Here is a 13198-nt window from a genome sequence, read left to right as displayed (position 1 = left end):
TCATGATTCGTGCCGCGACGCCCGTCGACGTTCCCGTCATCCATGCCCTGATCCGTGAACTGGCCGAGTACGAGAAGGCCTTGGACGAGGCCCGGGCGGGCGAGGAGCAGTTGCGGGAGGCGCTGTTCGGCACGCGGCCGGCGGCTTTCGCGCACCTGGCGGTGGAGGAGGGGAGCGGGGAGCCGGTCGGGTTCGCGCTGTGGTTCCTTAACTTCTCCACCTGGCGCGGGGTGCACGGGATCTATCTGGAGGACCTGTACGTCCGGCCCGAGGCGCGCGGCGGCGGGCACGGGCGGGCGCTGCTCGCCGGGCTGGCGCGGATCTGCGTCGAGCGCGGGTACGAGCGGCTGGAGTGGTCGGTGCTGAACTGGAACCGGCCCGCGATCGGCTTCTACGAGTCCCTCGGCGCCCGCCCGCAGGACGAGTGGACGGTGTACCGGCTCACCGACGGGCCGCTGGCGGAGCTGGGCCGCTCAGCCCACTGACTCGGGCACCGGGGCCTCGGCCGGGGCGCTGGGGCCCGGCGCCTTCGCCCGGACCAGCAGCGCCGCGGTCAGGGCCGCGAGGAGCAGCAGGCCGGCCGCCCACCACATCGCGACCGTGTAGCCGTGCACGACGCCGACCGGGACCACGGCCGCCCGCTGGGCGGGGGAGTGCAGGTGGGCGGCGATGTAGGCGGTGCTGCTGGTGGTGGCGATCGTGTTGAGCAGGGCCGTACCGATCGAGGCGCCCACCTGCTGCGCCGTGTTCACGGTCGCCGAGGTGACACCGGAGTCGCGCGGGGCGATGCCCGCGGTGGCCGTGGCGAAGACCGGCATGAACGTCGTCCCCATGCCGAGGCCCAGCAGGATCAGGCCGGGCAGGATGTCGGAGGCGTACGAGGAGTGCACCGTCATGCCGGTGAGGATCAGCATGCCGGTCGCCGCGAGGAGCAGGCCGGGGACCATGAGCACGCGCGGGGCGACGCGTCGCAGCAGCCGGGCGGATATCTGGGTCGAGCCGATGATGATCGACGCGGTGAGGGGGAGGAAGGCCAGCCCCGTGCGCACCGGCGAGTAGCCCAGGACGACCTGGAGGTAATAGGTCAGGAACAGGAACAGGCCGAACATGCCCATGACGGCGAGCCCCATGGTCAGGAAGCAGCCCGCGCGGGTGCGGTCCCGGACGATGTGCGGCGGGAGCAGCGGCATCGGAGCGCGGGCCTGCCACCGGGCGAAGGCGGCGAGCAGCAGTACGCCAGCGGCGAGCAGCGCCAGCACCGCGGGGTCGGTCCAGCCGCGCGGCTCCGCCTCGCTGAAGCCGTAGACGATCGCGACGAGTCCGCCGCAGCCGAGCACCGCGCCGCGTGCGTCGAGTCGCGCGTCCGCGTGGCCGGGCCGGTCGTGGAGCAGGGCGAAGGCACCGCACACCGCGACGGCCGCGATGGGGACGTTGACGTACAGGCACCAGCGCCAGTTGAGGTATTCGGTGAGCAGGCCGCCGAGGACGAAGCCGATCGCCGAACCGCTGCCCGCGAGGGCGCCGTAGACACCGAAGGCCTTCCCGCGCTCCCGCGGGTCGGTGAAGGTCGTGGTCAGCAGACTCAGGGCGGAGGGCGCGAGGACGGCGGCGAAGGCGCCCTGCAGGGCGCGGGCGCCGAACAGCATCGCCGGGCCGGTGGCCGCGCCGCCCAGCGCGGAGGCGGCCGCGAAGCCGATCAGTCCGAAGACGAAGGTGCGTTTTCGGCCCACCAGGTCGGCGACCCGGCCGCCGAGCAGGAGCAGGCCGCCGAAGGCGAGTGTGTAGGCCGTGATCACCCACTGCCGGTTGCCGTCCGTCATGCCGAGGGCGCGTTGGGCGGAGGGGAGCGCGATGTTCACGATCGTCGCGTCCAGGACCACCATCAGCTGGGCGAGGGCGATGATCACCAGTCCCCACCAGCGGCGGTGTCCGGCCGTTGCGCAGGGCACAGAGGGTTCACCTTTTCGGGTGAGACTCATTCGGTCAGAAGACCATGGATCGGCAGGCATCGCATCCCGGGACTGTCAGTGCCGGGGTGCAGCATGACGGCATGGTGAGGACGACACGGACCGGCGCAGCCGGAGGGGCCAGGACGCGGCGGGCGGCACGGCGACCGGAGGTGCGGCTGCCCGCGCTGGAGCCGTACGGCGGGCGGGAACTGGAGCCGGACGGGGACTACGACGGCGTGGAGTTCCGGGACGCGGACCTCGCCGGGCAGGGCGGGGCGGGCGCGCGCTTCATGGACTGCGCGCTGGTGGACTGCGTGCTGGACGAGACCCGGCTGCGCGACGCGCGCTTCCTCGACACCGTGCTCACCGGCGTACGCGGCGTCGGCACCGACCTCGCCGGGGCCACCCTGCGCGATGTCGAGCTGACCGACGCCCGCCTCGGCGGCACGCAGTTGCACGGGGCCGTGCTGGAGCGGGTGCTCATCCGCGGCGGCAAGATCGACTACCTGAACCTGCGCAAGGCGCGGCTGAAGGACGTCGTCTTCGAGGGCTGCGTCCTTCTCGAGCCGGACTTCGCGGGCGCGCGCCTGGAGCGGGTCGAGTTCGCCGACTGCGCGGTGAAGGGGGCGGACCTCGGCGGGGCGACGCTCACGGACGTGGACCTGCGAGGCGCCGCGCCGCTGGAGATCGCACGGGGCGTGGAGCGGCTGGCGGGGGCGGTGGTCAGCCCCGCCCAACTGCTCGACCTGGCCCCGGCGCTGGCGGGCGCGCTGGGGATCCGGGTGGAGTGAGGCGCTGGGGGCGTCGGCGGGCCGGGCGTTGCGGAAGGTCAGCCGCGCGCCCAGGACGCGGGCCTGCCCGGCCGCGAACCGCCGGCGCGCCCTCCGTCACGGCACGCGCGGGAAGCGGGCCTGGAGGGCCCAGATCGCCGGGTTGTCCGCGAGGCCCTCGTGCATGTCGGTCAGGTCGGCGATCACGTCGTGCAGGAAGTCCCGCGCCTCGCGGCGCAGCTCGGCGTGGGAGAAGGTGAGCGGGGGCTCCTCGGCGGGCATCCAGTCGGCCTCGACGTCCACCCACCCGAAGCGGCGCTCGAAGAGCATGCGGTCGGTCGACTCGGTGAAGTCCAGCTCCGCCCGCTGCGGCCGGGAGGCGCGGGAGCCCGCCGGGTCCTGGTCCAGCTGTTCCACGATGTCGCACAGCGCCCACGCGAAGTCGAGCACCGGCACCCATCCCCAGGCTGTGGACAACTCCCGGTCGGACTTGGTCTCCGCGAGGTAGACGTCCCCGCAGAACAGGTCGTGCCGCAGGGCACGCACGTCCGCACGCCGGTAGTCCGTCTGCGGCGGGTCCGGGAAGCGGTTGGAGAGGGCGTAACCGATGTCGAGCACGTACGAGATGGTGTCACGCGCGGGGGGCCCTCGCTCCCGCGCGGTGGCCGGGCCCGCGCCCTCTCGCTCCCGCGCGGTGGCCGGGCCCGCGCCCTAGGATTGCTGACATGTCCAGATCCGCGCGCCTTGTGCCGCCCGCGGCCCTGCTGCTCGCGTTCACGCTCACGGGGTGCGCCTCGGGGGTGTACGGGACTCCCGGCGGTGCGGGCGTGCACGATCCGTACTTCCCCAAGGCGGGCAACGGCGGCTACGACGTCACCCACTACGACCTGGACCTCTCCTACACCCCGGACACCCACCACCTCACCGGCGAGGCGGTGATCACCGCCCGTGCCACCCAGGACATGTCCGCCTTCGACCTCGACCTCGAGGGCCTGGACGTCGAGTCGGTCCGTGTCGACGGCGACGACGCGCGCTGGAACCGGGCCGGGCAGGAACTGACCGTCCGCCCGAAACGCGACCTGGACACAGGGCAGACCTTCCGCACCACCGTGCGCTACGCCGGTGTGCCGAGGACGATCACCGACACCGACGGCTCCCGCGAGGGCTGGCTGCGCACGGCGGACGGGGCGGTGGCCCTCGGGCAGCCCGTCGGGTCGATGGCCTGGTTCCCGGGCAACAACCACCCCTCCGACAAGGCGACGTACGACATCACGGTGAGCGTGCCCAAGGGTCTGGAGGCCGTGTCCAACGGGGAGTTGACGCGGCGGACCGACTCCGGCGGGCGGACGTCCTTCACCTGGCACACCGGCCGGCCGATGGCCAGTTACCTCGCCACGGTCGCCGTCGGCCGCTTCGACGTCACGCGCTCCAGGACGCCCGACGGGCTGCCGGTGTACACGGCCGTCGACCCGACGCAGAGCAGCGCGAGCAGGACGGCGCTGGCGCGGATCCCCGAGATCCTCGCCTGGTCGGAGAAGAAGTTCGGCCCCTATCCCTTCGCCTCCACCGGCGCGATCGTCGAGCGCGGCGGGGACGCGGACTACGCGCTGGAGACCCAGAGCCGCCCTGTCTTCCCCGGCGCCCCCGACACCCTCCTCGTCGTCCACGAACTCGCCCACGAGTGGTACGGCGACTCGGTCACCCCCAGGACCTGGCGGGACATCTGGCTCAGCGAGGGCTTCGCGACGTACGCGGAGTGGCTGTGGCGGGAGGACCACGGCGGGCGCAGCGCCGAGCAGACGTTCCAGGCGTACTACGACCACGGCGAGCGGAACTACGGCGACCTGTGGGCCTTCCCGCCCGCTGAGCCGACCGACGCGGCGCACATCTCCGACGATCCCGTCTACCACCGGGGCGCCATGGTCCTGCACAAGATCCGGCAGAAGACCGGCGACGACGCCTTCTTCCGCATCGCCCGCGGCTGGGTCGCCGAGCACCGCTACGGCAACGCGAGCACCGCCGAGTTCACCGCGTACGTCGAGAAGTCGGCGCCCGACAAGGACTTCCGCGGGATCTGGGACGACTGGCTGTACGGCGACGGCAGACCGGACCGCCCGTGACGGATCACGGACGGCCCGGCCGAATGTCTTACGGGTACGGTCAGTTGACGTTCACGGCCTTCCAGGCCGCCGCCACCGCGTTGTACTCCGCGCTGCCCGCTCCGTACAGGTCGCTCGCCGCCTGGAGCGTCCCGGTGCGCGCGCCCGCGTAGTCGGTCGACGAGGTGAAGTACGTGGTCAGGGCCTTGTACCAGATCTGGTACGCCTTGGTCCGGCCGATGCCGGTGACCGTGGAGCCGTCGTACGTCGGGGAGTTGTACGCCACCCCGTTGACCGTCTTCGCGCCGCTGCCCTCGCTCAGCAGGTAGAAGAAGTGGTTGGCGACGCCCGAGGAGTAGTGCACGTCGAGGCTTCCGACCGTCTTGGACCAGTAGTCGGCGGAGTTGCCGTCCTTGCTGGGCTGGTCCATGTAGCGCAGGGGCTTGCCGTTGCCGTAGATGTCGATCTTCTCGCCGATGAGGTAGTCACCGGGGTCGGCGGTGTTGTTGGCGTAGAACTCCACCGAGGTCCCGAGGATGTCGGAGGTCGCTTCGTTCAGACCTCCCGACTCACGGCGGTAGTTGAGGCCGGCCGTGGCGGCGGTCAGACCATGGCTCATCTCGTGTCCGGCGACGTCGAGCGAGGTGAGGGGGTGGGCGTTGCCGTTGCCGTCGCCGTACGTCATGCAGAAGCAGCTGTCCGACCAGAACGCGTTGACGTACGCGTTGCCGTAGTGGACACGGGAGTAGGCGGCCTTGCCGTCGCCCGCGATGCCGTTGCGGTTGAAGGCGGACTTGTAGAAGTCCCAGGTGACGGCGGCGCCGTAGGCGGCGTCGACGCCGGCGGTCTGGCGGTTGGCCGGGGTGCCGTCGCCCCAGGCGTCGTCGGCGTCGTGGAAGAGGGCGCCGGTGCCGGACGTACCGCCGTTCAGGTCGTACGTCTTGTGGCCACCGCGGCCGCCGTCGATCAGGTCGAAGCCGCCGCCCGCGGAGGCGGTGGTGCCGAGGGTGACGGTGCCGCTGTACTCGCTGGCGCCCGTGCCGGTGTCGATGCCCTCGTACGAGTAGAGCTGCTTGCCGGTGGTGGCGTCGGTGATGACGTGCAGTTCGCTCGGGGTGCCGTCCTTCTGGACGCCCTTGACGACGGACTCGTAGGCGAGGACCGGCTTGGCGCCGGCCGCCCAGACGACCTTGCGGGCGCTGGTGACGGTCGCCTTGGTGGAGTCGGCGGCCCCGAGGGCGCTCTTCCGGGCGGCCGCGGACGAGACGGCGGCGTCGGTCGACGCCACGGATATCCGGGCCTTGGCCGCCTTGGTCACGCCCTTGAGCGCGCCGCTCTTGGACAAGTGGGTGACCAGGTCGCCGCCGAGGACGGGCAGTCCGGCGTACGTCCGCTCGTAGCGGGTGTGCACGGTGCCGTCCGCGTCCTTCACGACGTCCCGGACGACCAGCTTCTCCTGCGCGCCGAGCCCGAGCTTCGCGGCTGTCGAACCGGCCTCGTCCTGGGCGGACTTGAGGGCGGCGGCGCGGGCGGAGGCGGAGAGCGGGGCGGCGATGGCGCCGGGGCTGCGCTCGGGGGCGGCGGTGGCGGCAGCGCCGCTCTGGAGCGCCAGGACGACCATCGCCGCCGAGCCGACGAGCGCGGCGGCGCGTACGGCGGTCGTGCGGGAAGTGCGGGTGGAGCGGGCCTGCTGTCTCACTCGGTCTCCTCTTGACTGGCCTCTTGGGTGAGGCTCAGACGGGCAAAGGGGATGCACAGGTTGCGGCGAGCGAGAAGAGAGTGGCATCCACGACCGGAGTTTGACAGAGCGTCGTCAAGAATTTACATGATCGTGGTCTTGCGCAACACGGAGCAGGGGCGGCCGAGCTGACGGTCCGTGCGATGGCCGATGGCCTCGTAGCCGAGGGCGGTCCAGAAGGCGAGACCCTGGGTGTTGTCGTCGAGCACGGCGAGGCGTACGGCGCTGCGGCCCTGCGCGCGGAAGCGGTCCTCGACGGCCTCGGCGATGCGCCGTCCGTATCCCTGCCGCTGCACGGCCGTGTCCACCATCAGCAGCCCGATCCAGGGATCGGGGTCGGCGGGATCGGGATGCCGGCTCAGCGTGATCACCACGCCGACCAGCCGCCTCATGCCCATGCTGCGCGCCAGCAGCACCTCCGCGCCGGGGTGCGCCAGTTCGCCGGCCAGCGCCACGGCCACCTGCTGGGGCGTCACGTCGTCCGGGTCCGGGAAGTCGCCGCTGAGGGCATGGAAGGCCCGGTTGGAGGCGTAGAGGGCGGTGAGCTCGGTGAGGAGCGGGGCCGGGATGTCGTGACCGGGGGCGACGGTGAGGGGCTGGAGAATCACGGGGGCACGGTAAGGCGAACACCCGTTCTTCGGACGGGAGCTGACGTCCTGCGGGCGGTCCGCTCCGCCTCGGGCGGCCCGAAGCCCCCGGCCGGTTCCCGGTGGCCGGGGGTGCGGGCGTCATACGGCGACTCAGACGTTGACGCCGAAGTCCTGGGCGATGCCGACCAGGCCGGAGGCGTAGCCCTGGCCGACCGCGCGGAACTTCCACTCGGCGCCGTTGCGGTAGAGCTCGCCGAAGATCATGGCGGTCTCGGTGGCGGCGTCCTCGGAGAGGTCGTAGCGGGCGATCTCGGAGCCGCCGGCCTGGTTGACGATGCGGATGTAGGCGTTGCGGACCTGGCCGAAGTTCTGGCCGCGGTTCTCGGCGTCGTAGATGGAGACCGGGAAGACGACCTTCTCGATGTCGGCGGGCAGGGCGGCGAGGTTGACGTTGATCGCCTCGTCGTCGCCGGCGCCCTCGCCGGTGCGGTTGTCGCCGGTGTGGACGATCGTGCTGTCCGGGGTCTGCTTGTTGTTGAAGAAGACGAAGTGGGCGTCCGAGGCGACCTTGCCCTGACCGTTGACCGCGATGGCGGAGGCGTCGAGGTCGAAGTCCGTGCCGGTGGTGGAGCGGACGTCCCAGCCGAGGCCCACGGTGACGGCGGTCAGGCCCGGAGCCTCCTTGGTGAGCGAGACGTTGCCACCCTTGGACAGGCTTACAGCCATTGTTGGGAGTTCCTTCCCTCGTTGTGTACGCACATCGTTCGATACGTACGGGCTTCGCACTGGGGACGAAGCTACCTTCACCCGGCACAACGCCGACGGGGGTCCTTCGGGTTCCGGGTTCCTTTACCTTTTTTACCCGTGCGGCTCCCGGGTGGATAACGGGGCGACACGGGACACGGTGATGCGGGACCATGGACGACATGTCCGGTCCCCACGTCATCCGCGGCTCCGTCTCGCTCCCCGAGGCCGAGCTCATGTGGCGCTTCTCCCGGTCCTCCGGGCCCGGCGGACAGCACGTCAACACCAGTGACTCGCAGGTGGAGCTGCGGTTCGACCTCGCGCGGAGCGAGGCGCTGCCCGAGGTGTGGAAGCGGCGCGCGCTGGAGCGGCTGAGCGGGCGGCTCGTCGACGGCGTCGTCACCGTCCGCGCCTCCGAGCACCGCTCCCAGTGGCGCAACCGCGAGACCGCCGCCGTACGCCTCGCGGCGCTGCTCGCCGAGGCGACCGCGCCCCCACCCAAGCCGCGCCGGGCCACCCGCATCCCCCGCGGCATCAACGAGCGCCGCCTGCGCGAGAAGAAGCAGCGCTCCGACACCAAGAGGGGCCGCTCGGGCCGGGACTGGGGCTGAGCCCGGTGACTGCTCAGGCGGGGGCTCAGCTCAACTGCCGGTAGCGCCCGCGGAAGTACAGCAGCGGGCCACCATCCGCGCTGCCGCTCGGCAGGCCGGCGGTGAGGACGTGGCCGATGACCAGGGTGTGGTCGCCCGCCGGCACCCGCTGTTCCGTGCGGCACTCCAGGGTGGCCAGCGCGCCGTCCACCAGAGGGGCGCCGGAGGCCTCGCCGCGGACGTAGGGGATGTCCGCGAAGAGCAGGCGGTCGCTGATGCGGCCCTTCATGGCGAAGCGGCCCGCGATCTGGCGCTGGTTCTCGGACAGGACGGAGACGGCCCACAGGGGCTGCTCGGCGAGCAGATCGTCCATGCGGGAGCCCTCCCGCAGGCTGACCAGGACCAGGGGCGGGTCCAGCGAGACCGACATGAAGGCGGTCGCGGTCATGCCGGCGTCCTCGCCGGCCGGTGCCCCCGGGTCGTCCGGGTCCAGCGGCGGCTCCTGCGCGGTCACCAGGACCACGCCCCCGGCCAGCCGGGACATGGCGGCCCGGAACTTGTCGTTGCTCACCCCCACAGCATGCCCGGAGGGCGCGTCCCCCTGCGCGAGGGAGGCCACGGCAGGGGGAGCGGGGAGGGAAGCGGAAGGGTTCAGCACGCCGAAAACGCTAATCCCCGGGCCGAGGGAACCGCATCGGGCCTCTGGCCGAGACGGGTCCTAGGCCCAGGGAACGAGCGCACGGAAAGTCCGCACACGCGCAAATTCTGCGTTCGGAGAATGGGCAGGAAAATGCAGAATCTCCCCTCAATTGTTCATGTTCTGCTGTGACTTGAGTCACAAGAGCCATGAATTGTTGACCCTGTGTACCGAGTGGGCAGCGCGCTGTGATTCAGTGGCGGGGAACCTGAACACCGCGACTGCACCACCGGACACCAGCGCCGAAGAGAACCCTTGATTCGCTGCGAGGTCTCGGGGGGAGGGCGAGCATGGAGACCGAGTCGGAGCCCTACGTCCGTCTTGATTCCCTGCGGCAGCTGCACCAGGTCATGGCGGACATGAACACGGCACGCAGCCTGGCGGACACGCTGCAGACCGTCGCCAACGGCGTCGTCGACGCCCTCGGCTACGAGATCGCCTGCGTCAACCTCGTCCGCCACGACGGCGACCTCGTCGTCGCCGCGTTCGCCGGCAACTCCGCCGCCGAGTCCCTCATCACCGGCCGGGTCGGCTCCCGCGCCTCCTGGGAGCGCCGCCTGACCATGGGCGAGGCCTGGGGCGACCTGCGGTTCATCCCGCACACCGAGGGCTGGGTGCTCGCCGAGGACGACGTCCCCCAGTGGTACACCGACGGGCCCGCGCCCCGCTTCGAGGACGAGTGGCACCCCGCCGACCGGCTCTACGCACCCATGTACACCCCGGGTGGCCAGGGCGGCACCTGCGGCGAACTGCTCGGCGTGCTGTCCGTGGACCGCCCGCGCAACGGCCGGCGCCCCGGCGCCTGGGGGCGCGAGGCGCTCCAGATGTACGCCTTCCAGGCCGCGATCGCGATCAGCAACGCCCGTCTGCGCGCCAACATGCAGCGCGCCCTGGTCCGCCTGGAGCGGGACCAGCAGGCCCTGCGTGCCAGCGAGGAAAGCTTCCGCCAGGCCTTCGAGTACGCCCCCTCCGGCATGGCGATCGCCGAGATGGGCGGCGACCAGCACGGCCGGATCCTGAGGACCAACGACGCCCTGTGCCGGCTCCTCGGCCGCCCCGCCGCCGCGATGCGCCGCTACTCCTTCTCCGACCTGGTCCACCCCGAGGACGTGAGCACCCTGCTCCGTACCTCCGCCGAGGGCGGCCGCGCCGAGCTGCGCCTCGCCCGCCGCGACGGCAGCTACGTCTGGGTCTCCCTGCGCAACAGCGTCGTCGCCGACGCCGCCGACGGGCCCCGCTTCCTGCTCACCCACGTCGAGGACATAGAGGAGCGCAAGCGCCGCGAGCTCCAGCTCGCCCACCGCGCCTCCCACGACTCCCTCACCGGCCTGCCGAACTCCGCCGAACTGCGCGCGCGCCTGTCGGGCCGCATCTGCCGCCGCGCTGCCCTCGCCGGCGCGGTCGACACCCTGGACGCCGCCTACGGGCACCCCGTCCATCCCGTCCACACCGCCGACGGCCACGGCTTCGACTTCGCGTCCGGCCCGGAGACGTACGACACTTTCGACCACCATGTGCACGTGGTCGCCCCCGCGGGCGACCGCGACGACGGCACCAAGGGCCTCGCGGTGCTCTTCTGCGACCTCGACGGCTTCAAGTCGATCAACGACCGCTTCGGGCACAACGCGGGCGACGCGGTCCTCATCGAGGTGGCCCGGCGCCTGTCGCGGGCCGTACGGGACGGCGACACGGTCGCCCGGCTCGGCGGCGACGAGTTCGTGATCCTCGCCGACGGGCTCGGCAAGGCCGACGCCCAGGATCTCGCCGTACGGCTGCGCGGCGAGATCATCCAGCCGATCCAGGCCGAGGGCCGGGCCGTCCGGGTGGGCGCCAGCTTCGGCATCGGCTGGGCGCACTGCGGCATGACGGCCGACGAAGTGTTGAAATCCGCTGACGAGCGGATGTACGTCGAGAAACGATCTCGTCCCAAACAACATCGTCGCGCCGGATGATCCGCAGGTCAGCGGGCTGAAGCGATCTGGGTCACCCGTTTGGGCCACGGAGAGCGGGTAGGCTCGCCCTTCCGCACGTACAACGCATCGGCCCGCACTGTTGAGGAGTACCTAGGGATGACGCCCGGCAACAACGGCGCGAGCACGCCCGAGGACGAGGACCCGTTCGGCTATCTGTACGCCGACGGGCAGGCCAGAGGAGCCCAGCCGCCGTCCAGCGGCTACGGCTACCCGAACGCGGTCAGCAGGGTGCGGGCGGTCGGCGAGCGCCAGTACGGCCAGCAGTCCGTCCCGCAGCAGCAGGGCGCCTTCGGCCAGCCGAACGCGCACTACCAGGCTCCGGAGACGATGCCGGGTGGCGCCCCGACGGCCCACCAGCCGATGCCGGGCGGCGGGCGGGGCGCCGGCCGTGGCCGCGGCCCCAACACCAAGGGTCTGCTGATCGGCGCCATCGCGGTGGTCGCCGCGGTCGTCATCGGCATCAGCGTGGCCATGCTCAACGGCAACTCCGACAGCGACGATGCCGGCGACCAGCCGACCACGCCGGCGGCGCAGTCGCAGAGCGACGAGCCGAGCGATCCCACCGGCGCCAAGGCGCCCGACAAGCTGCCGAAGGCCGACGCCAAGGCGCTGACCCTGGGCGGCGGCGCGGTCCCCGCCTCCGACGTCAAGGGCGCCCAGGCCGAGGGCGGCACCTATGTCAACGGCTTCAACGCGCCCGGCGCCTCGCTCACCTGGAACGTCAACGGCATCCCCAAGTCCGGCAAGTACACGGTGTACGTCGGCTACAGCGTCCCCGGCACGGACGCCACCGCCACCCTCTCGGTCAACGGCACGCCCTCCACCACGCCGGTCAACCTGAAGAACTGGGCGCAGGCCCCCGCGGGCGACTACGCCAAGGGCTGGACGAAGACCTACAACTACGTCCAGCTCAACAAGGGCACCAACACCATCAAGCTCTCCTGCGAGCAGGGCAACCAGTGCGACGCCCTCATCGACCGGCTCTGGCTGGTGAAGGGCTGGCCCAAGTCCTGACCCCGGGCGGGGTCAGGCCGCGCTGACCTCGCCGGTCACCGCGACCCGGCCCAGCAGTTCCTCGTAGGCCGCCTGGTCGAACTCGCCCGCCGTGGGCGTCAGCACGGTCGCCGCCGACAGCGCGACCGCGCGGATCAGCCGGTCGGGCCAGGACAGGCGTTCCACCAGGCCCGACAGCAGTCCCGCCACCGCCGAGTCGCCGGCCCCCGTCGGGTTGCCGCGCACCCGGCCGGGCGGGACGGCCCGCCAGCGGCCCTCCGGGGTACGGGCCACCAGACCCTCCGCGCCCAGCGACGCCACCACGGCGTGCGCACCCCGGCGCCGCGCGTCCTGCGTCGCGCCCAACGGCTCGTGGGATCCGGTGAGTTCGGCCAGTTCCCCGGCGTTCGGCTTCACGATGTCCGGGCGCGCAGCGACCCCGCGCCGCAGCGGCTCCCCACTGGTGTCCAGCAGCACCGGGACCCCGGCCGCCCGCGCGGTCCGCACCAGTCCCGCGTACGCGCCGACCGGCACGCCCGGCGGCAGGCTGCCGCACAGCGCCACCGCCGAGGCCGGGCCGAGGAGATCCTCGTACGTCCGCTGGAAGGCGGCCCACTCGGCCGGGGCGATCTGCGGTCCGGGCTCGTTGAGCTGGGTGGTGTCGCCGGTGCGCTCGTCCACGATCGCCACCGTCCGCCGCGTCGCGCCGACGACCGGCACCAGCGCGTCGACCACTCCGGAGATCCCGCTCAGACCCTCCCGCAGCGCCCGGCCCGTGCCGCCGCCCGCGAACCCGGTGACGGTCACCGCGTGGCCGAGCGCCGCGAGCACCCGGGCCACGTTCACGCCCTTGCCGCCCGGCCGCTCGACGACCTCGGTGACGCGGTGCGTGGTGTGGGGCCGCAGGGCGCGCACCCGATAGGTGAGGTCGAGAGCGGTGTTCAGTGTGACCGTGAGGATCACCCGGTCCGACCTCCCTGGATTGCGTGCGCTTTGCCGCGCGTTCGGGCCCCGATCATGCCAAAGACACGGCGACCGGCCCAGACCCAGGATCG

The 13198-nt window shown here is 72.0% G+C and carries 13 protein-coding genes; 6 read left to right on the top strand and 7 right to left on the bottom strand.

The window, feature by feature from the left end; translation table 11 throughout:
- Positions 1-2 precede the first annotated feature (2 nt).
- Entirely contained in the window at positions 3-485 is a 483-nt protein-coding gene (locus QFZ74_RS14135) for a GNAT family N-acetyltransferase (protein WP_307621178.1), read from the top strand.
- Here QFZ74_RS14135 and QFZ74_RS14130 read toward each other — a convergent pair.
- Positions 474-1979, bottom strand: coding sequence for an MFS transporter (locus tag QFZ74_RS14130; RefSeq protein WP_307621177.1), 1506 nt, complete (start codon positions 1977-1979; stop codon positions 474-476). The two genes, QFZ74_RS14135 and QFZ74_RS14130, sit on opposite strands and share 12 nt — an antisense overlap.
- A 71-nt stretch (positions 1980-2050) precedes the next feature.
- Between QFZ74_RS14130 and QFZ74_RS14125 the strand changes: the two genes are divergently transcribed.
- Entirely contained in the window at positions 2051-2740 is a 690-nt protein-coding gene (locus QFZ74_RS14125; protein ID WP_307621176.1) for a pentapeptide repeat-containing protein, read from the top strand.
- A gap of 96 nt (positions 2741-2836) precedes the next feature.
- Here the strand turns inward: QFZ74_RS14125 and QFZ74_RS14120 are convergent, their stop codons facing one another.
- Positions 2837-3337, bottom strand: a complete 501-nt coding sequence (locus QFZ74_RS14120) for a hypothetical protein (protein ID WP_307621175.1) — start codon at positions 3335-3337, stop codon at positions 2837-2839.
- Between the two features lie 107 nt (positions 3338-3444).
- Between QFZ74_RS14120 and QFZ74_RS14115 the strand changes: the two genes are divergently transcribed.
- The gene (locus QFZ74_RS14115) at positions 3445-4839 is read left to right on the top strand and encodes a M1 family metallopeptidase (RefSeq protein ID WP_307621174.1); all 1395 of its coding nucleotides are present in this window, start codon (positions 3445-3447) and stop codon (positions 4837-4839) included.
- A 40-nt stretch (positions 4840-4879) separates the two neighbouring features.
- Here the strand turns inward: QFZ74_RS14115 and QFZ74_RS14110 are convergent, their stop codons facing one another.
- The 3 genes from QFZ74_RS14110 to QFZ74_RS14100 all read right to left on the bottom strand — a co-directional run bounded on the left by QFZ74_RS14110 (position 4880) and on the right by QFZ74_RS14100 (position 7872).
- Complete coding sequence (locus QFZ74_RS14110; protein ID WP_307624150.1) at positions 4880-6439, bottom strand: M4 family metallopeptidase; 1560 nt, start codon at positions 6437-6439, stop codon at positions 4880-4882.
- Positions 6440-6639: 200 nt separating this feature from the next.
- On the bottom strand, positions 6640-7164 hold the full coding sequence (locus tag QFZ74_RS14105; protein WP_307621173.1) for a GNAT family N-acetyltransferase: 525 nt from the start codon (positions 7162-7164) through the stop codon (positions 6640-6642).
- Positions 7165-7296: 132 nt separating this feature from the next.
- Positions 7297-7872 carry a TerD family protein gene (locus QFZ74_RS14100; protein WP_307621172.1) on the bottom strand — a complete coding sequence of 192 codons (576 nt, stop codon included), beginning with the start codon at positions 7870-7872 and terminating at the stop codon, positions 7297-7299.
- Positions 7873-8063: 191 nt separating this feature from the next.
- Here QFZ74_RS14100 and arfB point away from each other — a divergent pair, with 191 nt between their 5' ends.
- The gene (arfB, locus tag QFZ74_RS14095) at positions 8064-8501 is read left to right on the top strand and encodes an alternative ribosome rescue aminoacyl-tRNA hydrolase ArfB (RefSeq protein ID WP_307621171.1); all 438 of its coding nucleotides are present in this window, start codon (positions 8064-8066) and stop codon (positions 8499-8501) included.
- Between the two features lie 25 nt (positions 8502-8526).
- Here the strand turns inward: arfB and QFZ74_RS14090 are convergent, their stop codons facing one another.
- Positions 8527-9138 (bottom strand): flavin reductase family protein, encoded by a 612-nt coding sequence (locus tag QFZ74_RS14090; protein ID WP_373462383.1) that lies wholly within the window; start codon positions 9136-9138, stop codon positions 8527-8529.
- A 329-nt stretch (positions 9139-9467) separates the two neighbouring features.
- Here QFZ74_RS14090 and cdgB point away from each other — a divergent pair, with 329 nt between their 5' ends.
- Both cdgB and QFZ74_RS14080 read left to right on the top strand, forming a co-directional pair.
- Positions 9468-11129: a diguanylate cyclase CdgB gene (gene cdgB, locus QFZ74_RS14085; protein ID WP_307621170.1), complete on the top strand. Its 1662-nt coding sequence runs from the start codon at positions 9468-9470 to the stop codon at positions 11127-11129.
- Positions 11130-11246: 117 nt separating this feature from the next.
- Positions 11247-12164 carry a CBM35 domain-containing protein gene (locus QFZ74_RS14080; protein WP_307621169.1) on the top strand — a complete coding sequence of 306 codons (918 nt, stop codon included), beginning with the start codon at positions 11247-11249 and terminating at the stop codon, positions 12162-12164.
- 12 nt (positions 12165-12176) lie between these two features.
- Here QFZ74_RS14080 and QFZ74_RS14075 read toward each other — a convergent pair whose 3' ends face one another.
- Positions 12177-13106 (bottom strand): 1-phosphofructokinase family hexose kinase, encoded by a 930-nt coding sequence (locus tag QFZ74_RS14075; protein WP_307621168.1) that lies wholly within the window; start codon positions 13104-13106, stop codon positions 12177-12179.
- Positions 13107-13198 lie beyond the last annotated feature (92 nt).

It is taken from the genome of Streptomyces sp. V3I7 (genome assembly GCF_030817495.1).
GTDB lineage: Bacteria > Actinomycetota > Actinomycetes > Streptomycetales > Streptomycetaceae > Streptomyces.
This window is presented reverse-complemented; position numbering and strand designations above follow the sequence as displayed.